Source organism: Carboxydocella thermautotrophica, assembly GCA_003054495.1.
Taxonomy (GTDB): Bacteria; Bacillota.
On the sequence record CP028514.1, the window covers coordinates 1,370,954 to 1,392,916 of the forward strand.

Annotated in this window: 24 protein-coding genes and 1 riboswitch; of the genes, 23 read left to right on the forward strand and 1 reads right to left on the reverse strand. The window is 39.2% G+C overall.

Annotated features, from left to right (window positions below):
• Positions 1 to 28: 28 nt before the first annotated feature.
• The 12 genes from rny to CTH_RS06965 all read left to right on the forward strand — a co-directional run bounded on the left by rny (position 29) and on the right by CTH_RS06965 (position 11,102).
• Positions 29 to 1,540 (forward strand): ribonuclease Y, encoded by a 1,512-nt coding sequence (gene rny, locus CTH_RS06910; RefSeq protein WP_432612290.1) that lies wholly within the window; start codon positions 29 to 31, stop codon positions 1,538 to 1,540.
• Between the two features lie 104 nt (positions 1,541 to 1,644).
• Positions 1,645 to 2,160, forward strand: coding sequence for a hypothetical protein (locus CTH_RS06915; RefSeq protein ID WP_143311769.1), 516 nt, complete (start codon positions 1,645 to 1,647; stop codon positions 2,158 to 2,160).
• Between the two features lie 14 nt (positions 2,161 to 2,174).
• Positions 2,175 to 2,966, forward strand: a complete 792-nt coding sequence (locus CTH_RS06920; protein ID WP_078664401.1) for a TIGR00282 family metallophosphoesterase — start codon at positions 2,175 to 2,177, stop codon at positions 2,964 to 2,966.
• Positions 2,967 to 3,080: 114 nt separating this feature from the next.
• On the forward strand, positions 3,081 to 3,341 hold the full coding sequence (locus tag CTH_RS06925; protein ID WP_078664402.1) for a stage V sporulation protein S: 261 nt from the start codon (positions 3,081 to 3,083) through the stop codon (positions 3,339 to 3,341).
• A 78-nt stretch (positions 3,342 to 3,419) separates the two neighbouring features.
• Complete coding sequence (locus CTH_RS06930) at positions 3,420 to 4,337, forward strand: dipeptidase (RefSeq protein ID WP_159071869.1); 918 nt, start codon at positions 3,420 to 3,422, stop codon at positions 4,335 to 4,337.
• Position 4,338: 1 nt separating this feature from the next.
• Positions 4,339 to 5,190 (forward strand): PHP domain-containing protein, encoded by an 852-nt coding sequence (locus CTH_RS06935; protein ID WP_078664404.1) that lies wholly within the window; start codon positions 4,339 to 4,341, stop codon positions 5,188 to 5,190.
• A 145-nt stretch (positions 5,191 to 5,335) separates the two neighbouring features.
• Positions 5,336 to 6,082 carry a peptidoglycan-binding domain-containing protein gene (locus tag CTH_RS06940; RefSeq protein ID WP_107753396.1) on the forward strand — a complete coding sequence of 249 codons (747 nt, stop codon included), beginning with the start codon at positions 5,336 to 5,338 and terminating at the stop codon, positions 6,080 to 6,082.
• Positions 6,079 to 8,343: a carbamoyltransferase HypF gene (gene hypF, locus CTH_RS06945; RefSeq protein ID WP_107753398.1), complete on the forward strand. Its 2,265-nt coding sequence runs from the start codon at positions 6,079 to 6,081 to the stop codon at positions 8,341 to 8,343. Before CTH_RS06940 ends, hypF begins: the two co-directional genes overlap by 4 nt.
• Positions 8,343 to 8,582: a HypC/HybG/HupF family hydrogenase formation chaperone gene (locus CTH_RS06950; RefSeq protein WP_078664407.1), complete on the forward strand. Its 240-nt coding sequence runs from the start codon at positions 8,343 to 8,345 to the stop codon at positions 8,580 to 8,582. Before hypF ends, CTH_RS06950 begins: the two co-directional genes overlap by 1 nt.
• The gene (hypD, locus tag CTH_RS06955) at positions 8,557 to 9,648 is read left to right on the forward strand and encodes a hydrogenase formation protein HypD (RefSeq protein WP_107753400.1); all 1,092 of its coding nucleotides are present in this window, start codon (positions 8,557 to 8,559) and stop codon (positions 9,646 to 9,648) included. Before CTH_RS06950 ends, hypD begins: the two co-directional genes overlap by 26 nt.
• Before the next feature lie 3 nt (positions 9,649 to 9,651).
• Entirely contained in the window at positions 9,652 to 10,668 is a 1,017-nt protein-coding gene (gene hypE / locus CTH_RS06960) for a hydrogenase expression/formation protein HypE (RefSeq protein WP_078664409.1), read from the forward strand.
• A gap of 11 nt (positions 10,669 to 10,679) precedes the next feature.
• Complete coding sequence (locus CTH_RS06965) at positions 10,680 to 11,102, forward strand: DUF3842 family protein (protein ID WP_078664410.1); 423 nt, start codon at positions 10,680 to 10,682, stop codon at positions 11,100 to 11,102.
• Here the strand turns inward: CTH_RS06965 and CTH_RS06970 are convergent.
• Positions 11,095 to 11,637 (reverse strand): HD domain-containing protein, encoded by a 543-nt coding sequence (locus tag CTH_RS06970; RefSeq protein ID WP_159073833.1) that lies wholly within the window; start codon positions 11,635 to 11,637, stop codon positions 11,095 to 11,097. The two genes, CTH_RS06965 and CTH_RS06970, sit on opposite strands and share 8 nt — an antisense overlap.
• Positions 11,638 to 11,710: 73 nt before the next feature.
• Here CTH_RS06970 and cobU point away from each other — a divergent pair, with 73 nt between their 5' ends.
• The 11 genes from cobU to CTH_RS07025 all read left to right on the forward strand — a co-directional run bounded on the left by cobU (position 11,711) and on the right by CTH_RS07025 (position 21,698).
• Positions 11,711 to 12,244 carry a bifunctional adenosylcobinamide kinase/adenosylcobinamide-phosphate guanylyltransferase gene (gene cobU, locus CTH_RS06975; protein WP_078664412.1) on the forward strand — a complete coding sequence of 178 codons (534 nt, stop codon included), beginning with the start codon at positions 11,711 to 11,713 and terminating at the stop codon, positions 12,242 to 12,244.
• Positions 12,244 to 13,749, forward strand: coding sequence for a cobyric acid synthase (locus CTH_RS06980; RefSeq protein WP_078664413.1), 1,506 nt, complete (start codon positions 12,244 to 12,246; stop codon positions 13,747 to 13,749). Before cobU ends, CTH_RS06980 begins: the two co-directional genes overlap by 1 nt.
• A gap of 2 nt (positions 13,750 to 13,751) precedes the next feature.
• Complete coding sequence (cbiB, locus tag CTH_RS06985) at positions 13,752 to 14,738, forward strand: adenosylcobinamide-phosphate synthase CbiB (protein WP_107753404.1); 987 nt, start codon at positions 13,752 to 13,754, stop codon at positions 14,736 to 14,738.
• Position 14,739: 1 nt separating this feature from the next.
• Positions 14,740 to 15,483, forward strand: coding sequence for an adenosylcobinamide-GDP ribazoletransferase (gene cobS, locus CTH_RS06990; RefSeq protein ID WP_078664415.1), 744 nt, complete (start codon positions 14,740 to 14,742; stop codon positions 15,481 to 15,483).
• A 20-nt stretch (positions 15,484 to 15,503) separates the two neighbouring features.
• Complete coding sequence (locus CTH_RS06995; protein ID WP_159071871.1) at positions 15,504 to 16,613, forward strand: pyridoxal phosphate-dependent aminotransferase; 1,110 nt, start codon at positions 15,504 to 15,506, stop codon at positions 16,611 to 16,613.
• Positions 16,582 to 17,196, forward strand: a complete 615-nt coding sequence (gene cobC / locus CTH_RS07000; RefSeq protein WP_078664417.1) for an alpha-ribazole phosphatase — start codon at positions 16,582 to 16,584, stop codon at positions 17,194 to 17,196. The genes CTH_RS06995 and cobC overlap by 32 nt, the downstream gene beginning before the upstream one ends.
• Positions 17,197 to 17,303: 107 nt before the next feature.
• Positions 17,304 to 18,755 (forward strand): IMP dehydrogenase, encoded by a 1,452-nt coding sequence (gene guaB / locus CTH_RS07005; RefSeq protein ID WP_107753406.1) that lies wholly within the window; start codon positions 17,304 to 17,306, stop codon positions 18,753 to 18,755.
• Between the two features lie 111 nt (positions 18,756 to 18,866).
• Entirely contained in the window at positions 18,867 to 19,250 is a 384-nt protein-coding gene (locus CTH_RS07010; protein ID WP_078664419.1) for a hypothetical protein, read from the forward strand.
• 23 nt (positions 19,251 to 19,273) lie between these two features.
• A complete protein-coding gene (locus CTH_RS07015) occupies positions 19,274 to 20,134 on the forward strand; it encodes an AAA family ATPase (RefSeq protein WP_078664420.1) in 861 nt (286 codons plus the stop codon).
• Positions 20,131 to 21,438 carry a VWA domain-containing protein gene (locus CTH_RS07020; RefSeq protein WP_079906866.1) on the forward strand — a complete coding sequence of 436 codons (1,308 nt, stop codon included), beginning with the start codon at positions 20,131 to 20,133 and terminating at the stop codon, positions 21,436 to 21,438. The genes CTH_RS07015 and CTH_RS07020 overlap by 4 nt, the downstream gene beginning before the upstream one ends.
• A gap of 32 nt (positions 21,439 to 21,470) precedes the next feature.
• Positions 21,471 to 21,698, forward strand: coding sequence for a hypothetical protein (locus CTH_RS07025; RefSeq protein WP_078664422.1), 228 nt, complete (start codon positions 21,471 to 21,473; stop codon positions 21,696 to 21,698).
• A gap of 62 nt (positions 21,699 to 21,760) precedes the next feature.
• Positions 21,761 to 21,945, forward strand: a riboswitch (cobalamin riboswitch).
• Positions 21,946 to 21,963 lie beyond the last annotated feature (18 nt).

Consider the following 21,963-nt stretch of genomic DNA (forward strand, 5'->3'; position numbering starts at 1 on the left):
AGTGATAGAACTATGGATTGGACTAGCCATTATCAGCGCTATTCTGGCTTTTTGGGGAGGTTATAAATACCGACAGAATGTCGTTGAGAAAAAAATAGGGGAAGCTGAATCGGAAGCCAAACAAATCCTCGAAGAGGCTGAAAAGGCCGCCGAAGCTAAAAAGAGAGAGGCTCTTGTTGAAGCCAAAGAAGAAATCCTGAAAATGAAACAGGAAGTCGAGAGAGAAAACAAGGAACGCCGGGCAGAAATCCAACGGATGGAACGGCGTTTAACCCAAAAAGAAGAAACCCTTGATCGAAAACTGGAGAACATAGAAAAAAAAGAAGAACTACTGAGCAAAAAAGAGGAAGAAATAAACAATTTAAGAAGCGAACTGGAAAATATTCTGTTAACCCAAAAGCAAGAACTGGAAAGAATCTCGGGTTTAACTTCGGAAGAAGCCAAAAACCTACTTCTCAGCCAAATTGAGGAGGAAGTAAAACATGATGCAGCAGTCTTGATAAAAGAAATTGAAACCAATGCCAAAGAAGAGGCTGAGAAAAGGGCCAGAAACATTATTGCTCAGGCAATTCAACGTTGTGCTGCTGATCATGTAGCAGAAATTACTGTTTCAGTAGTATCTTTGCCTAATGATGAAATGAAAGGGAGAATCATTGGTCGGGAGGGTAGGAATATCCGGACCCTGGAGACCCTTACCGGAATAGATCTTATTATTGATGATACACCAGAAGCAGTAATTCTGTCAGGGTTTGACCCTATCCGCCGTGAAATTGCCAGAATCGCTTTAGAGAAACTAATTTTGGATGGTAGAATACATCCTGCCCGTATAGAAGAAATGGTAGAAAAAGCCAAGAAAGAAGTTGAGGGGCAGATCAGAGAAGCTGGCGAACAGGCGGCGTTTGAAGTCGGAGTTCATAATTTGCACCCAGAATTGATCAAACTGCTTGGTCGCTTGAAATATCGTACAAGTTATGGCCAGAATGTACTAAAGCATTCTATTGAAGTGGCACACCTGGCCGGAATGATGGCCAGTGAGCTAGGTGTGGATGTTACATTAGCGAAACGCTGCGGTTTGCTACATGACATTGGTAAAGCTGTTGACCATGAAACAGAAGGCTCCCATACAGAAATTGGTGCTGATCTCGCCAAAAAATATAAAGAATCCAAAGAAGTTATTAATGCGATTGCATCACATCACGGGGATATTGAGGCAACTACTATCGAATCAGTTCTTGTTGCTGCAGCTGATGCCATTTCAGCTGCTCGTCCTGGCGCCCGCCGCGAGACACTGGAAGCATATATTAAACGTTTGGAAAAATTAGAACAGATAGCCAATGAATTCGATGGAGTAGAAAAATCCTTTGCTATTCAAGCGGGCCGCGAAATAAGAATAATGGTCAAACCAGAAAAAATCGATGATTTAACAGCTGTTCGATTGGCACGTGATATTGTCAAGAAGATCGAATCGGAGCTTGAATATCCGGGTCAAATTAAGGTTGTTGTTATTCGAGAAACGCGAGCAATCGATTATGCCAAGTAACTTTAAAGGAGAAGGTTGTTCCTTCTCCTTTTTGCTTGTGTTGTTCTCCTTGGTTATATATGATAATATGATTTTAGGGTTATTTATTGGGAAGGGTGACACAGTTGAAACAAAATCTAACAATGGAAAACGACAATGCTGGTTTACTGATTTCTTTCTTGATCCGCTATCCCGAGATACTGAAGATTATATATGAGCCAAAACAAATGGTCATTACCTTTGCCTTTGGCATCCGAACACCCTTAGAGGATAAGCAATTTAATAAATTTAAAAATAAAGTATCGGATTATATTAATACCGTACTGTATCTAAATAATCAGACTGCTAAAATCCAGGATCTCTCTATAACGTCTATGCATGGAATCAGCTTGGTGGAATTTAAAAGGGACTTAACTACTTTTGAAAAAAATGAACTCAATGTGTTGATTGAACTTCTAAAAAGAGAGTATGAGGAAAAGTTACTGGTAGAGGATATGGGAAGTGTTGAAGAAGATGTACTCTGGCTACATGAAGAGATTATTAATAATTTTTTACTGAATCTGGGTGGAGCTGCTAGCAATGATGTCCCTTTAGTAGCTTTCCGTGAAAATGGGAGAGTATTTGTTTTTAATAAAAATTAGTTGAGGTGAATGGAATGCGCATCTTAATGCTGGGGGATATTACCTCCAGGCCTGGAAGAAGAGCGATCAGTGAAAGGTTACAGGATATAATAAAAACTAACGAGATAGATTTCGTTATTGCCAATGGAGAAAATGCAGCTGGTGGTAATGGTATAACCAGGGAAATAGCTGATGAACTATTCCTCGCTGGTATTGATGTATTAACAATGGGTAATCATGTCTGGGATAAAAAAGAAATTTATAATTTTATTGATAAAGAGGCCAGAATATTAAGACCTGCTAATTATCCCCCTGGTACTCCAGGTACAGGCTGGGGCATCTTTCGTTTAAAAAATAATCTCAAAATAGGGGTAGTTTCACTAGCAGGAAGAGTTTTCATGGGGGAGCAACTTGACTGTCCCTTCCGAACCCTTGAGAATGTTATATCAAGTTTAACAAAAGAGACCAAAATAATCATCATAGACTTTCATGCTGAAGCAACTTCGGAAAAACAGGCCCTGGCCTGGTATTTTGATGGGCGGGTCTCGGCAATATGCGGTACGCACACCCATGTACTTACCTGTGACGCCAGAATTTTCCCCAGAGGAACAGCCTACATTACTGATTTGGGAATGACCGGACCATACTATTCTGTCCTCGGAGTAAAACCCGAAATTGTTATCCGCAAATTTATTACCCAGCTGCCACAAAAATTTGAGGTCGCCAGTGGTCCCTGGCAAATTAATGGTGCAATCTTGGAGATAGATGAGGGGACTGGTAATGCTCTTGCAATAACTACTTTAAATGAAATAGAAAAAATGTTGTAAAAAATTTCTGAAATCTTCGAGCTACAAAAAGGAATTTTTTCATTGTTGGCGAATATTTATAATTGGGAACAAAAGAAAAAAATTACATCCCTATTTTGTAAGGAGGTTGTGTAAATGGAAGTCCTCAAGGTTTCAGCAAAGTCTAATCCAAATTCTGTAGCAGGTGCATTAGCGGGGGTCTTGCGTGAGAGGGGCGGTGCCGAAATTCAAGCCATAGGAGCTGGAGCGATCAACCAGGCTGTAAAAGCGGTTGCTATTGCCCGGGGTTTTGTTGCTCCAAGCGGTATGGATCTTATTTGCATTCCAGCTTTCACCGATATTATTATCGACGGTGAAGAAAGAACAGCCATAAAGTTAATAGTAGAGCCCAGATAAAATATTTTTTTCAAGATATTTGACCTGTTTGTCTCCACAAACAGGTTTTTCTATTTTATGGGAAGGAGGCGTGAAGCGTTGGACTATTCAAAGGTTTTACTGTTTGATGGCCATTGTGATGCCCCCTGGGCCGAATTTCAAGGGCAAAAACCAGCAATAGATTCTAGACCTGTGGAAGGCCGGTATATTCAGGTGTTAAATACTTTTTTCTCAGATTCAATGCTGGTAAAGGAATCAAAATGGTCAACCTTGTTCTCATTGTGGGATATCTCTAGAAGAATTGCCAGGAGGCTAAATCTACCAATTTTAACGGAACGGCCATTTTCTACCCAGTATGGAATAATTCTAGGGATTGAGGGGTTAGATCTGTTTTCCGGAAATATGGCTGAGTTGGAAGCTCTCTTTGTTTTAGGATATCGGTTAATTGGCTTAACCTGGAACAGATCTAACCTGGTTGCAGATGGGGTTGGTGCTGGCAGTTCAGCAAAGGGACTTACCCAAATAGGCAAACTTGTGGTAAAATGGTGTTTGGATAAAGGGGTTATTTTAGATTTAGCTCATCTTGCCGAAAAAGGTTTTTGGGATGTAATGGCAGTAGCTACAAAACCGATAGTAGTTAGCCACGCTAACTGTTATCAACTTTGCCCACATCAGCGTAATCTTACTGATTGTCAAATCAAGGCCCTCATTGCTAACCAAGGTCTAATTGGCATAACTTTCGTCCCAGAGTTTTTGAGCGGCAAGACACAGGCTACAATGGATGATATTATTCGACATCTCGACCATGTTCTAGCTTTAGGAGGAGAAAACAATGTCGGTTTCGGCAGTGATTTTGCCGGCACTGACAGCCTACCACTTGGAATTACTGGCCCTGAAAGCTGGATGAAAATAATTGAAAGCCTTTATCAAAGATATTCAGACGAATTAGTGCATAAAATCATCGGTCTTAATTGGTTACGCATTATTAATTCAAATTTGCCTGAAAGAAGGAATTGATATGCCCGCTGACCTCCATCTCCATTCAACGGCATCTGATGGCACCCTATCCCCGGAAGAAATTGTGGCTGAGGCAGCTGCCCTGGGGTTGACAACTATTGCTATAACTGACCATGATACTATGGATGGCATTAATTCGGCACTAATTGCAGGTAAAAAACATAATGTTAAAGTCATCCCGGGAATCGAGATAAACACTGAATGGAAGGGACTGGAGGTACACATTCTTGGTTATTATCCCGACATGTTTCATCCCCAATTTGCGGATATGTTGCTAACCTTGCAAGCAGCAAGAAGGGAAAGGGTAATTAAAACAATTGAAAAGTTGCAGCGTAACGGTATCGACATTGATATTTCTGATATACTGGCAGAAGCTGGAGGCCGCTGTTTAGGACGTCCTCATATAGCAAGAGCATTAATCAAGAAGGGTTATGCCAGCACCCAACGCGAAGCTTTTGAATTGTATATTGGGCCAGAAGCACCCGCCTACGTACCTCGTTTTAAACTTAGTCCAGAGCAAGCTATTTCAATCATTATTCAAGCTGGCGGGGTACCTGTTCTTGCTCATCCAGGGGTTCTTGCTAGAGACGATATTATTTATTATTTATTAAAACACGGGTTAATGGGAGTGGAAGTATTTCATCCCGACCATAACGCACGCCAGATTCAAATTTATTTAAAAATTGCCAGAAAGCTCGATTTATTAATTACTGGTGGTTCTGACTGTCATGGACCGCGGGGCAAAAAAAGAGGATTGATGGGGAAAGTACGCCTGTCTACGCGCTATGTGGAAGAACTCAATTCGGCAATTAAAAATAATCCCACAATAATGCTACCTGAATGTAAGCTATAAAAAAAATTATCCACAACTGTGGATAATTCTGTTGATAAATTATCAGACAATTCACGACAATTTCCGTCAGCTTTCGGAATTGTTTCGGCTGTTTTTTCTTGTTATAATAGTTTTGTCATAATATTTTAAGAAAGGAGCCGTTCTTTTGCGTAAATTAGCTATTTATATGCTATGTATTATTTTGTTCCATTCGATGTTCATACCAAGTGCCCTGGGGGCAACAAAATATTTGCAAAACGGTGATAAGGGTCCTTTGGTTAAAGAATTGCAAGTTTTGCTAAAACAGAAAAAAGTCTATAATGGGCCTATTAACGGCATTTTTGATAATCGTACCCATGCTGCAGTTGTTAAATGGCAAAAACGCATGGGTCTACCGGCGTATGGTAAAGTAGGCCCAGCTACATGGGCAACATTAAAAAAGCAGAACGAAAGTAGAACAAAAACTGTTAGCCGCAGTGGAGACCTCCGTAAACCAGGGTATGGACAGCTGATAGACTGGTCGCTAGTCAATCAGCTTTGGGAAGTAGGTACAATTGCCCAAATTATCGATCTGGAAACCGGGAAACAGTTTAATGTCAAGCGGATTTACGGGCATAACCATGCCGATGTTATTCCTTTAACAGCTGCTGATACTGAAGTCCTTAGATCTCTTTATGGAAGGTGGAGCTGGGACAGAAGAGCGGTTATTGTTTGTTATAACGGACAATACTGGGCGGCCTCAATCAATGGTATGCCCCATGGAGAAGGAGCTCCTGCAATTAACAACTTTCCCGGACATTTTTGCGTTCATTTTCTTAACAGCCGTACCCACGGTTCCAGTTATACTAAATCGGGTGTTTCTATAACTGATCCTGATCATCAAAGAATGGTGAGAAAGGCTGCTGGATTATGATTAAACGTTGGCTAGTCCGCATTTATGGTGTAGTACAGGGAGTAGGGTTCAGGCCGTTTATCTACAATCTTGCCAGCAAATATCAACTCAGCGGATTGGTTGGCAATGATACCCAAGGGGTTTTTTTAGAGATAGAAGGGTCAGAGGAAGTGTTAAACGCATTTGTTCAACAGATACCAATTGTAGCTCCTCCTATGGCTGTAATTGACAAGATTGAGATAATTAATACTGAGTTACCTATATCAATGCAATCAGGTTTTATCATTGTCAAAAGCCAGGGAGCAGGTGACAAACAAATATCTGTACCTGTAGATACAGCTTTATGTTCTGACTGTGAAAAAGAATTGTTAACTCCGGAAGATAGACGTTATTTATACCCTTTTATAAATTGTACAAATTGTGGCCCTCGTTATACAATTATCGAAGCTTTACCCTACGATCGTTTTAATACTACAATGAAAACTTTTCAAATGTGCCCGGAGTGTGCGGCGGAATATAACGACCCCACAAATCGGCGTTTTCATGCCCAGCCTAATGCATGCTGGCACTGTGGCCCACAGGTCAGTCTGCTCGATAGACAAAAAAACATTATCGCCAGAGGTATTGAAGCTATAAAACAAGCGGGAGAATTTTTATCTGCTGGCAAGATTATTGCTATCAAAGGCTTGGGGGGTTTTCATCTCGCCTGCGATGCCCGGAACTCTGACGTGGTAAAAACTTTACGACGGAGAAAAAACCGGGAAGAAAAAGCTCTTGCTGTTATGTGCAAAGACATCAATACACTAAAGGCGATAGTGCAAACTAGCATTTATAGTGAAAAAATCCTTCAAGGTCCTGAAAAACCAATTCTCCTGCTGCCCAAAAAGGATACTCAGCTTCTGGCTGATGAGATTGCCCCTGTAAATCCTAATTATGGGGTGATGTTACCATACACTCCTCTGCATCGGGTATTATTTGAGTTTTCACCACCGTATCTGGTTATGACTTCCGCCAACAAAACGGATGAACCTATAGAATACAAAAATGATGAGGCGGTATCAAATCTTAATCAGATTGCAGATTACTTTCTGTTACACGATCGAGAAATTAAACGCCGCTGTGATGATTCAGTTGCAACCGTTTTTAGGGACAAACTCTTTATGATAAGACGCTCTCGTGGTTTTGCTCCTCTAGCCATCAAACTGCCTGAGGAATTTAGCCATATTATTGCAACGGGAGCAGAACAAAAAAATGTTATCGCAATAGCTAAAGGTAAAGATATTATTCTCAGTCATCACCTGGGCGACCTGGAAAATGAGGAAGCCTATCGAGCCTTTGAAGAATGTATAAATGACCTGACAAGTTTTTTGGATTTAAAACCGCGCCTAATCGTACACGACTTACACCCTGAATATTTAGCCACTAAATGGGCTCTGGAACAACCGGTTGCTAAACTGGCTATACAGCACCATGAGGCACATATTGGAGCTTGCATGCTAGAGCATCAACTGGCAGAGCCCGTTATCGGTATTGCCTTTGATGGCACTGGTTATGGTTACGACGGAACTCTCTGGGGCAGTGAAGTTTTTATCGGTGATGGTAAAGATTTTCGGCGAGTAGCTCACTTACTTCCCATACCGTTAATTGGTGGCGAAAAAGCTATTAGGGAAGTCTGGCGTTTAGGATATGTTTTACAGGAGCTAGCCGGTATAAAAGAAAAGAATGCCAACTTTAACAATAGGCCCGAAATTAGTATTTTCAAGAAAATGCTATCCAATCATCTTAACGTTTTTCTATCCACCGGCATGGGACGGCTATTTGATGGTGTAGCAGCAATACTAAATTTACGTGAAAAAATTACGTATGATGGACAGGCTGCCATTGAGCTGGAAAATATAGCTTATCATAGCACTAAATCAATTCCTTTAAAATTAGATATAATCCAGCAGGAGAAAAAATGGTTTTTTGACTGGCGACCGCTAATACAACAAATTTCCGCCCATCTCCGCAAAGGTGAGGCTATTTCAACCCTTGCTTTTGGCTTCCATTTAGCCATAGCAAATGCAATCAATGAAATCTGCCTCTTAATAAGAAACCAGTACGGAATAAATAAGGTCTGTCTGAGTGGTGGGGTGTTCATGAATCAAATTCTTTTAAGAGAAAGTGTTTCAAGGTTGGAACAGGACAATTTCGAAGTTTACTGGCATCAGACAATTCCCTGTAATGATGGTGGCATAGCTGCCGGTCAAATTTATTTAGCATATTTAAGGAGTGAAAAATAATGTGTTTAGCTGTACCTGGTAAACTGATTGAAAAGAAAGAAAACACTGGAGTTGTGGAACTGATGGGAGTTAAACGGGAAGTTAGTTTAATACTATGTCCGTCCGCTTCAGTTAATGATTATGTGCTTGTTCATGCTGGTTTTGTTATTGATGTTGTAGATGAGGAAGCTGCTTTAGCAACTATTAAATTATTACAGGAGCTGGAGGAAAAAAATGCTGAACACCATTTCGCAAATTAAAAACCCGCAACTAGCAAAAAATCTAGTTCAGGAAATCACCAAGCTAGCCTTACAATTGCCCCAAGTAAAAATAATGGAAGTGTGTGGTACCCATACAGTTTCAATCTTTAAATCGGGCATTCGTTCTCTGTTGCCTGAAAATGTGAAATTGCTATCCGGGCCCGGTTGCCCGGTTTGTGTTACACCTAATAACTACATTGACCAGAGCATTTGGCTGGCCCTAGAAAAAGGTGTAATCTTAACCAGTTTCGGCGATATGTTAAAAGTTCCTGGTAGTAAGTATTCCCTGGCCCAGGCCAAATCATTGGGTGCTGATATTCGCGTTGTATACAGTACGTTAGATGCACTGAAAATAGCACAGGAAAATCCTGAAAGAGAAGTTGTATTTCTGGGTATAGGTTTTGAGACAACAACTCCAACCGTAGCCAGTGCGGTTTTGCTGGCAGCAGAGCAGGGACTGAATAACTTTTCAATTATAGGAAGCCATAAAACGATCCCTGCCGCATTAAGGGCTTTAGCTGAAAACAAAGAAATAGGAATAGACGCATTTTTATTACCAGGACACGTTTCTGCTATTATCGGCCTTGAGCCTTATGTTTTCCTTGCTAACGAATATAACTTGCCTGGCGTAATAGCTGGTTTTGAAGGCGTGGATATTCTAATGGGAATTTATGAAATCCTGCAAATGCTTATAAACGGCCAGGCTCAAATATTAAATGCTTATCCTAGAATTGTTAAAACAGAAGGCAATCCAGTGGCCAGAGAAATAGTCAATCGAATTTTTCAACCTGCCGATGCCTACTGGCGTGGTATCGGTCTTATTCCCGAAACAGGCCTTGAATTAAAAGATCAATACAAAACTTTTGATGCAAAGGAAAAGTTTAACATTCCCGATTTTTCTGCTCATGAACCTAAGGGTTGTCGTTGTGGGGAAGTTTTAAGGGGCCTAGTTACACCACCTGAATGTCCATTGTTTAGTAGAAAATGTACTCCTGAAACACCAGTAGGTGCATGTATGGTTTCTATTGAAGGAACATGCGCAGCATATTACAGATATGGGGTGTGAACCATGGAATTTATTACACTCGGCCATGGCAGTGGTGGCAAATTATCTCATCGCCTAATTTCTGAACTGTTTTTGAAGTATTTTCAAAACGAAATTCTCATAAAACAGGATGATATGGCTATCGTACCAGGCAGCAGTATGAACTGGGCTATTTCGACTGATTCTTTCGTTATTAATCCGATCTTTTTCCCCGGTGGAAACATAGGGAAATTATCTGTCTGTGGAACTGTAAATGATGTCGCCATGTCCGGTGGAATACCATTATACTTGACAGCAGCTTTCATAATTGAGGAAGGGTTCCCCCTGGCAGAACTGGAAAGAATCGTCCAGAGTATGGCTGAGACGGCCGCATCGGCTGGTGTGAAAATAATAGCAGGCGATACCAAAATAGTTGGAAAGGGACAAGCCGATGGCATTTTCATTAACACAACAGGTTTTGGATTAATTCCAGAAGGCAGAAATATTAGCGGACGCAACGCTCAGCCAGGTGATGTAATAATCGTAAATGGAACTTTAGGAGACCATGGGGTAGCAGTAATGGCTGAACGACATGGACTGGAATTTTCCGTACCTATCTTCAGTGACTGTGCTCCTTTAAATGAAATAATTGCCCTGTTGCTGGAAAATGTACCCCGGGTAAATGTTTTGCGCGATCCCACACGTGGCGGTTTGGCAACTACCCTCAACGAAATAGCCTACCAGAGTAATGTAATGATAGAATTATGGGAGGAAAAGCTTCCAGTAAAGGATGAGGTTTTTAGTGCCTGTGAAATTCTTGGGCTAGATCCTTTATATATTGCTAATGAAGGTAAATTTATCGCCATTTTACCGGAAGAATTTGCTGATATAGCATTAGCTACAATCAAGAACCATCCTCTTGGCCGTGACGCGGCGATTATCGGTAAAGTAGTAGACAAACCTAAAGAAAACTCAAATAATAAAGTTTACCTTAAAACAGCCTTGGGCGGAAAAAGGATTCTCGACATGCTGGCCGGCGATCAGTTGCCCAGGATTTGTTAGGGAGAGGTTTTATGCGTATTGCTGTGATTGATGGTCAAGGCGGAGGTATTGGAAAACATATTACTGAAAAACTGCGTAAAGTTTTTGGGGAAAAAATCGAGATAATAGCCCTGGCTACCAATGCCTGGGCGGCCGCTAATATGTTGAAAGCAGGAGCCAATGAGGCTGCCTCAGGAGAAAATGCTATTTGTTACAGCATTAAAAACGTAGACATAATTGTGGGACCGCTAGGTATAGTTATTCCGAATTCAATGTTAGGGGAAATAACTCCTGCTATAGCTACGGCTATAGCTAGTATAGATAAAGAAAAATATCTTTTACCTATTTGTCGTGATCAAATCAAGCTAATAAGCAATAGCAATGAGCCATTACCTCATTTAATCAATGAACTGGTGGATGTGATAAGAAACAAACTGGCCGATGATCTCAATTGAGATTATCGGCCAATCTTAAAATCTCGATCTCTGCGGGAATTTTGTGTTCCTGAGAATGGTGATGCCTAATTAGTTGTAAGGTAATAGAATCAATGGTATTAATGGTCCTGGCTACATTCCAGCCAATTTCCCCGTGATAAAGATAGGAATGACACATGCGATGCCACCAGGATAACGGACTGCGATAATCAAGATATGCATATTTTTTAACTAATCCTGGGAAAAGGGCATTTACCATTACCATGATAACTCTTTCCAGCAAGGATATTTGGAAACTTACCTTACCGATATCATGTAATAGAGCTCCTTTAATCAATGCTTCTCGATTAAGACGGCTTTGTTGCTCAGAATCTAGTCGATCAAATAATTTTTCGCAGGTTCTGGCAACCCGGACACAATGCTTTTGGGTTATGGGATCCAAATGATAAAAAAGGGTTTGTTCCATCAAGTTTAAATATGAGTTAACATATTCTCGATCTTTATCAGTCATCTTCGAAAATATAGCCCCAAAAAACTGCTTGAACCGTCTTAACATATATTGCCTCCAATCCAAGAAATCTATGACATAGTATAGCAAAAAATATTCAGGGGAGAAAGGGGTAACAAACTTGCCGGGGGAAAAAATTTTGGTAGTTGGTGGCATCCGCAGTGGGAAAAGTAAGTGGGCAGAAAAATTAGCTTCATCGGATAGGCAAGTAGTGTATATTGCTACTGCACAGGTCTGGGATGAAGAAATGGCCAGAAGAGTAAATGAACATAAAATACGCCGCCCGTCACACTGGCAAACAGTTGAGGAACCACAGAAAATAGCTTGTATTCTAAATGAACTAAATCAGTGGGATGTCCAACCAACGGTGTTAATTGATTGTCTAACATTGTGGGTAACTAATTTATTGCTGAGTGAAATGAATTTGGAAAAAGAGTTTGCTGATTTGGTGCAAACAATAAAAACATATCAAGGAAAAGTTATTTTGGTTAGTAATGAAGTTGGGTTAGGAGGAATAGCCAGCAACCAGTTAACCCGGACCTTTGGTGATGCACTGGGAACTTTACACCAGCTATTAGGTGAAATTTGCAATAAAGTTTATTTTGTCTGGTGTGGTATAGCAATAGATATAAAAAAGCACGGGGAGAGGATATAATGGCGGCAAAGACTATTATGGTCCAGGGAACTGGCTCTAATGTCGGTAAATCATTAATTGTTGCTGGCTTGTGCCGGATTTTGAAAGAACAGGGGCTAAAAGTAGCTCCCTTCAAAGCGCAAAATATGGCCCTGAATAGCTACATTACATATGAGGGTGGGGAAATAGGCAGGGCCCAGGCATTACAGGCAGAAGCTGCTGGTATATTACCCAGTGTTGATATGAATCCCATCTTATTAAAACCTGCCGGTAATATGCAAAGCCAGGTTGTAGTATTGGGGAAGCCTCTCGGTAACATGTCTGCTCGAGAGTATCATAACACTTGGTCGCTGCAGGCATGGAAAATTGTAACTGATGCTTTTCACAGATTAGCAAATCAATACGATGTTATTGTTATCGAAGGTGCCGGCAGTCCAGCGGAAATAAACCTAAAAGATACTGAAATTGTAAATATGCGAGTTGCTAAATATGCCAGGTCGCCCGTCTTACTTGTTGGAGATATCGACCGCGGGGGCGTTTTGGCATCACTAGTTGGAACTATGGAATTATTAGAACCAGAAGAACGGCAACTGATTAAAGGGTTTATTATCAATAAATTTAGAGGCGATGTCAATCTGTTTTTACCAGCGATTGAGATATTGGAAAGAAAAACGCTGGTTCCTGTTTTAGGAGTTCTGCCCTATCAAAAGCTGGCACTGGAAGAAGAGGACTCTATGTCTATTCAATCTAAGCCTCTGCCACCAAACGGATTGGATATTGTAGTGATACGCTTGCCTCAGATATCTAATTTCACAGATTTTGATGCATTAAAATTTGAGCCAGATGTAGGTGTGCGTTTTGAATCTGACCCTTCTGCTGCAGGCAACCCTGATGCTATCATTATTCCTGGCAGTAAAAATACCATCAGCGATTTGAACTTTTTACGAACTTCCGGTTGGGAAAGTTATTTAAAAAGCGCTCAAACCCAAGGGATTCCAATAGTGGGAATATGCGGTGGCTATCAAATGCTAGGGGAAAAAATCTACGATCCCCATGGTGTGGAAGGTACAAAAAGGTTCGAAACTGGCTTAGGCTTTATCAAAATGAAAACAGAGTTTTGGCCTGAAAAAACAACTACAATTAGTAATGGTATTTTAACTAATAAATTTTTTAATTTGGAAGAGTCAGGACTTGATGTAAAAGGGTATGAAATTCACATGGGTCAAACCATTCTTGATCCTTCCGAAACCCCGTTTATTAAGCTGGATGACAATCGAACTGATGGAGCAATTACTGCACATGGACAAATTTGGGGGACGTATTTTCATGGCATTTTTGATAATGACCAATTCCGTCGAAACTGGTTAAATTATTTGCGTCAACGAAAAAAACTTTTACCTATTACTACTTTGCGTAACTATAAAGAATGGAGAGAGTACAATTTAACCCAGCTAGGCAATTTAATTAAAGAAAATTTAAATATGGAGTATTTAATGAAATTGATAGAAAATGGTATTGAGGGATAAAAATGGAGCATTGGATTATTAATAATATTATAATGATTTTTATTGCATTTTTTTTAGATTTGCTTCTAGCTGACCCTAGATGGTTACCCCATCCCGTAGTAGGAATGGGAAAACTGGCTGCTTACATTGATGCAAGACTGAACCATAATCATAACGATTTTAAAAAAGCATTAGTATCGGGCATAATTGCGCTAATTGTTTATTTACTGGCAGTTTCTCTAATTTGCTTAATAATTTTGAGCGTAACTTATGCCTATAATGAAATTTTATATGTCTTCACTGGCTCAATTCTCATCTATTTTTCCTTAGCTCTAAAGAGTTTATTAAAGGCAGCAACAAAAATATTAAAACCTTTATCTAGAGGGAATATAGCTTTAGCCCAGAAAAAAGTAGCTGAAATTGTCGGCAGAGACACTGAACATATGAATGAAGAAGAAATAATTAGAGCAACTGTTGAATCTGTAGCGGAAAATTTCATCGATGGTTTTTTTGCGCCCATTTTTTGGGCTCTTCTTGGAGGCCCTGGCGCAGCGATAATTTATCGTGCCATAAATACTTTAGATTCTATGTGGGGATATAAAAATTCTCGTTATCTTTATTTTGGGAGGTGGGCAGCCCGCCTTGACGATGTGGTTAACTGGCTACCCGCTAGATTAGGAGGATTGGGCTTATTAATCACAGGTGGAATATTAGGATTCAATCTAAAACAAAGTTTCATTATATGGTTGCGGGACGCCCATAAACATCCCAGCCCAAATTCAGGTCATCCAGAAGCAGTAATAGCTGGTTTATTAGGAGTTCAGCTGGGAGGATTAAACTATTACCATGGTCAGCCACAGTGGCGGGCTACCTTAGGAGATAAAAATAAGAAGTTTGAGTTGCGAGATATAATTAATACCCAAAAAATTGTTTTCACTGCAGGCTTATTAACTATAACCTTCATTGGATTTTTAGGTATAGCTCTAGTACTAAAGTTAGGGGTAAATTAAAATGAAGTCAGCTATCTTTGCCTTACATGCTTTAACAAGAATTTCGCTGTTTGAAGTTAAATGGGATGAAAAAGCATTCGGTAAAGCAACCGCATATTTTCCAGTAATCGGATTGTTACTGGGGGGAATTTATCTACTAATTGCCGTTTTTCTGGCACCATTTGCAAGTAGTGTTATTTTAGCTGCATTACTAATTTGGGCTCACACTATTTTAACAGGTGCCATGCATATTGATGGCTTGCTAGATACAATTGATGCAGTTTTCAGTAACAGATCTCCTGAACGGATGTTAGAAATTATGAAGGATAGCCATGTTGGCAGCAATGCAGTAATCGGTGCTTTTTGTCTGTATTTGTTAAAATACAGCTTTTTAATTGAAATTATTAAAAATAAGCAACTGGTATTGATCGTACTAGCGCCTGTTCTGGCGAGATTCAATCAAGTCGTAGTAATTTATTTTTTTCCTTATATTAGACCACAAGGATTGGGAAGTTTGTTTAAAAACTATACTGGAAAAAAGGAATTCATGTTAGCCTCATTTTTTACAATATTGAGCCTTATCATTATGTCTTATTGGTTAGAGTTTGCTGATATTTTTCTTTTTTTAATTTCAATAATTACTGCTCTTTTATGGGGAAAGAAGTTTACAAAACTTTTTGGTGGGTTAACAGGTGATCTCTATGGAGCACTTAATGAAATCACAGAAATATTGATACTAGTAGCTGGCTATTTTCTTTTAAAATAATATTGGGTGGGGGTAGTAGGTTGAAAGAAAAATTTATACGTCACCATGGCGGTAACATTTGGCGATTCAGAAAAGTTATCGATTTTTCTGCCAATATAAACCCCGAAGGGTTATCTCCAAACGTAGTAGCAGCAATTAAAGACAATCTTAATTTATTAGTTCATTACCCTGATCCTGAATGCACAGAATTAACTCAAATTTTTTGTAAAAAAAACAACCTGGATCCGGGTTACTGTTTGTGGGGAAATGGCGCCGCTGAACTTTTTTATTTATTGTTCAAATATCTAAAACCAGGCACCATTCATCTTCCTATTCCTTCTTTTTGTGAGTATGAAGGTGCTGCTTTAGCAGCTGATGCGGAAATACGGTTCTGGTCATTTGCAAAAGAAAATAACTGGGATATAGACTGGCTTGAGATAATAGCTGAAGCAAACCCTGGAGACCTGTTAGTAATTACCAATCCTAACAACCCTACAGGATTTCTCTGGGAGAAGCAGAGACTTTTACCAGTGATTGATCGTGCTTATTCTAAAAATGTAAATGTCTTGATTGATGAGGCCTTTATTGACTTTGTCGATGAACCTGAAAAATCATCTTTTATACAAGATTTCTATCAATGGCCTAATCTATTTATAAGCTATTCACTTACAAAATTTTATGCCATACCAGGTCTAAGACTGGGAATTTTACTGGCTAATAAAGAGATGATATCCTCTTTGAAATTTCATAAGGACCCCTGGAATGTTAACTTATTGGCCCAGGTAGCAGGAGCAGCAGCTTTACAGGATTCTGCTTACGAGGCTATTAGTAGAAAACTAGCCAAAAAAAGGCGTGAAGCAATGATTGAATTAATAGAGGACTATCTGGTACCAGCGGGTGTAAATTTTTGGTTACCACAGGCCAACTATGTTCTCCTGGAGTTGCCAGTACCTGTCTCAGATGTAGAACAAAAAATTAGAGATGCCGGTTTTCTAATTCGCAACTGCCAGAACTTTCGTGGACTAAATGAATATTATTGTCGTGTTGCTATAAGAACAGAAGCGGAAAATCGGGCATTAATTTTAACTATGCAAGAAATAATTACTGAGGTGAAAAAAAGTGCCGAAAGTCTTACTGGTAAGACATGGTGAAACAATCTGGAACAATCAATTACGCTACCAGGGACATACTGACATCCCGTTGAGTGAAATTGGACGCCAGCAAGCAGAAAGATTAGCATTACGACTAAAAAACTGGCCGATAACTGCCTTTTATGCCAGTGATTTGTCCCGAGCGCAAGAAACAGCCCAGATTATTGCCAGGTATCATCAAAAACCTGTAGTGTTATGTAATGGATTTAGAGAAACGAAGTTTGGCGCTTGGGAAGGATTAACCTATAAGGAGATAGCAGCACAATTTCCTGACGTTTGGAATGCATGGCAACGGGACCCTGTTAATGTCGTTATACCGCAAGGTGAAAGTGTTTCACAAGTAGCAGACAGGGCATGGAAGGCTTTACAACAAATCCTGTGTCAGCACAGGGACGATGATATGATTCTAATTGCCTCCCATGGTGGTACCATTCGTTTAATCTTAGCCCGTGCTTTACAAATGAATCTTAATCTGTTCTGGAATATCCGACAGGACAACACCGCTCTTAATATTATCGATGCATATAATGACCGTTATATAATTAGCCTGGTAAATGACACCAGTCACCTGGAACAAATTTAATGCCCGAATTGGGCATTTTTTTCTTGGCGTACTATTATGATTGTGCTATAATAATGGGAAATATTTAGGTCGAATCGAATTATAAACTAAAGAAAGGAGAATTAGATATGGAAGACAAATTCCTTAAGGAAGGACTTACCTTTGATGATGTATTATTAATACCAGCTAAGTCCGAAGTATTACCCAGGGATGTAGATACCTCTACATACCTGACAAAAAATATCAAACTAAATATTCCTCTGATGAGTGCTGGCATGGACACAGTTACTGAAGCCCGCCTGGCCATCGCCATTGCCCGTGAAGGAGGCATTGGTGTAATTCATAAAAACATGTCAATTGAGCGTCAGGCCCTGGAGGTAGATCGGGTTAAACGTTCGGAACACGGAGTAATTACTGATCCAATCTATTTGTCACCTCAACATCCCATCAGAGATGCCCTGGAATTGATGGAGAGATATAGAATTTCAGGAGTTCCTATTACTTTGCAGGGCAAACTTGTCGGTATTTTGACTAACCGAGATTTACGGTTTGTAAAAGATTATACTTTACCTATTGAGGACGTTATGACAAAAGAAAATCTTGTTACCGCTCCGATAGGTACAACCTTAGAAGAAGCGAAAGAAATATTACAAAAACACAAGGTAGAAAAACTCCCTATTGTTGATGAAAACTTTATGTTAAAGGGTTTAATAACTATAAAGGATATTGAAAAAGCCAGACAGTATCCCAATGCTGCAAAGGATCAAAGGGGACGGCTCTTAGTTGCAGCTGCGGTAGGTGTAGCCAAGGATACTGATGAGCGGGTAGAAGCTTTAGTAGCTGCAAAGGTAGATGCCATTGTAGTTGATACTGCTCATGGTCATTCTCGAGGTGTTATAGAAACAGTAAAACGGATAAGACAAAAATACCCCGAACTAAATATTATCGCAGGTAATGTGGCAACTGCCGAGGCTACAAGAGACCTAATTGAAGCTGGTGCTGATGCCATTAAGGTGGGTATTGGTCCCGGTTCCATTTGTACTACCAGGGTTGTAGCAGGCATTGGCGTTCCGCAAATTACCGCCATTTATGATTGTGCTAGAGAGGCAGCTAAATATAATATTCCCATTATCGCAGATGGTGGGATAAAGTACTCTGGAGATATCACAAAAGCCATTGCTGCTGGTGCTGATGTAGTCATGATAGGCAGTCTGTTTGCTGGTACGGAAGAAAGTCCTGGGGAAATGGAAATTTATCAGGGACGCAGTTTTAAGGTTTATCGTGGCATGGGCTCAATCGGAGCTATGAAAGATGGCTCCAAAGATAGATATTTTCAAGAGAATGAGCAAAAACTGGTTCCAGAAGGAATTGAAGGCCGTGTACCCTATAAAGGTCCCCTTGCTGAAACCGTTTATCAATTAATAGGCGGTTTGCGAGCTGGTATGGGCTACTGTGGAGTACGTAATATACAAGAACTGAAGACTAAAACAAAATTTATACGAATTACTAGTGCTGGTTTGAGAGAAAGTCATCCCCATGATGTGATTATTACAAAAGAGGCACCTAATTATAGTTTGTAAACAATAGAGGTCTGGAGTTTGTTCCAGACCTCTTAACATTACCAGCAGGATTTTGCTGGTTTTATCGAGAATTATATTATGTTGAGATTATAATTGTGGAGGCGAATGTTCTTGCAAGAATTGCTATTTTATTCCCAGTTAGCTGTAACAGCTCTGGCCATTATGTGGTATATATTTGCAGCCTTTCAGGGATTTAAGTTTTTAACTGGTCAAATGACTACTACAGAAATGGTACCTTCTCTTAAAAACCTTACCATGTTAGGACTTCTATTTTCAATTTTAAGCATATTATTTACTGGTTTCTATAACCTGACTACTGAAAAAGTTTTTTGGGAAAATATTATGCTGGTCTCGATTGTGGATATTTTATTTAATGCTGCAGTATTGCATATGCTTTACTGGAAATGGCGCCCTTACTGGCCTGCTGCCACAACCATCTTAACTATTTTTATTGATGCTTTTTTAAGAGTAATGTTTACCAAATTTTATTTATAGAGATAAAGGGAAGAGGGGAGAAAATGGTAAACAGTTTAGACCAACTCAAACAGTTATTTATTGAAAATAACTACTGTCCTGATGACCGTACAGTAATGGCAGTTTTTCTGGCTTTAAAGTTAAAAAAACCATTATTGGTTGAGGGCCCTGCAGGGGTAGGCAAAACTGAATTGGCCAAAGTTATCTCTAAAAGTTTAAACAGGCCTCTCATTCGCCTCCAGTGCTATGAAGGGCTAGATGAAAGCAAAGCATTATTTGAATGGAATTATCAAAAACAACTTTTATACATTCAGACATTGGTGAATCAGGGTTCTAACTGGCAGGATATTAAGAAGAATATTTTTAGTGAAGAATTTTATCTAGCCCGCCCAATTTTGCAGGCATTAACTGCTGAAAAGCCAGTAGTTCTGTTAATTGATGAGATTGATAAAAGCGACCAGGAATTCGAAAGTTTCCTGCTAGAAGCACTGGCTGAATATCAAGTTACCATTCCCGAAATCGGTACTATCAAAGCCAAACATATTCCTTTTGTTTTGTTAACCAGCAATAACACAAGAGCATTCAGTGAAGCATTAAAACGACGTTGTCTCCATCTTTACATTGATTATCCTGACAAGGAAAGAGAGTTAGAAATAATTCTAAAAAAATTGCCTGATCTGGATAAAATATTGGCTGAAAAAATTATCACTTTTACCAGTAATATCAGAAAACAAAAGATCAAGAAATCACCTAGTATAGCTGAAGTAATAGAGTGGGCCCAATCTGCCCTTGTAAGCGGCCAAAAAGACCTTAACATAGACTGGGTTCAGCAATCATTATGCGTATTACTAAAATATGAAGAAGATATCAAGACAATCATGCCAAAGGTGGCCTCACTCCTATGATAGTGAGGAAAATACTCCAAATAATTAATGAGTTGCGCGAATACGGTTATCCAGTTTGTACTGATGAAGTTTGTGATTTCTTACAGGCACTAACAATTATCCCATCTACAGAATGGAATTTGAAAGATTTACTTTACATTACGCTGGTTAAAGATGATATACAGGCCAAGATGCTTGAAACTATACTATTTTATAAATCTTCAGAACTTCCAGTTGGAAATATTGTCGGTGATAGAGAATTTACAAGTAGTGAATATGGTCAACCCGAAGCTTTTAAAGAAAAGCTATTTCAGTATATTGTTCTCGGAGATATGAATAGTTTAAAGCGGATTATAAGTAAGTCATTGGACTATATTTCAGAAAAAAATCTTAATCTTAGCTACGAAGAATTTAATAAAAAGATAAAAGTTTTTTTGGAATGGAAAATTACTGAGAACAAGCTCTTAAAAACTGAAGATCCCCAATTAATAATTAATTTAGAAAGTGCACGAGAGATTTTTGAGAACGAGGTAAAAAAATTTTGGTATAACAAACTAAGTATAGAAAATAAAAAAGATTTTATAAAAGAAAACATGTTAGTGAACAAGGACCTGGGATCACTTGATACAAAAGAACAAATGGTAATTGAGCAACACATTCAAAAACTTACAAGATACCTGGCAATGAAAAAAAGCAGGCGCTGGATACGTGCCAAGTCAGGACTTTTTGACTTTAAAAAAACTTTTTCGACTTCAATAAGACACAATTTTCTCCCCTATCATTTATATTATAAAAAGCCCAAAATTACTAAGACAAATCTATACGTTCTTTGCGATATTTCTGGCTCAGTTAGTCCATACGCCTTGTTTTTACTACAGCTTGTTCAAGGGATTTATAATGTTTTTAAAAATGTTAAAGCCTTTGTGTTTGTGGATCAGGTAGCAGAAATTTCCCATTTGCTTGCACAGGAAAGAATGTCTAAAGAATTAATTACCGAACTTTTCAATAGTCAGGCGTCTATTAGCGGGTTTAGTAATTACGCTTTAGTCGGACAGCAAATTTGTAATCTTCTATCTGATCACCATTATTTCCATAGTATATTAATAGTAATTGGTGATTGTCGCACCAATTACCAGCCTGCTGGTATCCAATACTGGCGAGGTCTATGCAGTAAATTTAATAAAACAATATTTTTAAATCCTGAACCCATTGAGCGCTGGAATCAAGATGACTCACAGGTAAAAGATTTTATGCCATTATTTCATTATTTTTTCGAGTGTCGAAATATCAATCAGCTGGAAAAAATCATAAGTTTTTTGCTATAATATAAGTAACTAAACAACAAGGTGGGATTATTGTGAATCTAAAAGTATGTCTTAATGTAGATAGCTTAAAAAAAGATGAAGTTAGAAAACTAATAAAGGATGTAGAGATTTTTTGCACTTGCGGTTTGCGTTTGCATGCCCTGGACTTTGAACATTCTGAAGTTTGCCCTGAATGTGGCCGCGAGTATCATTTACAGGATGGGATTGGACATTTTCATATTATTATAAATAAACCAACAGAAGAAAAAGGATATTATTAAATATTTTTGTTCATGAAAGCAGGAAAACCTGAAAAGGTGTAGAATAAATGTAATTAATATAGCTGAATATTATGACAACAGGTGCCTCTTTTGAGAGGAGAATAGGGAATCAGGTGCAAATCCTGAGCGGTCCCGCCACTGTAATCGGGGAGCAACTACCAATATGCCACTGGCTACTATTGCTGGGAAGGCGGTAGCATTGTTATGATCCGAGAGCCAGGAGACCTGCCTGTTGTTATAGCAGATAACTGTGGATGATGGTAAA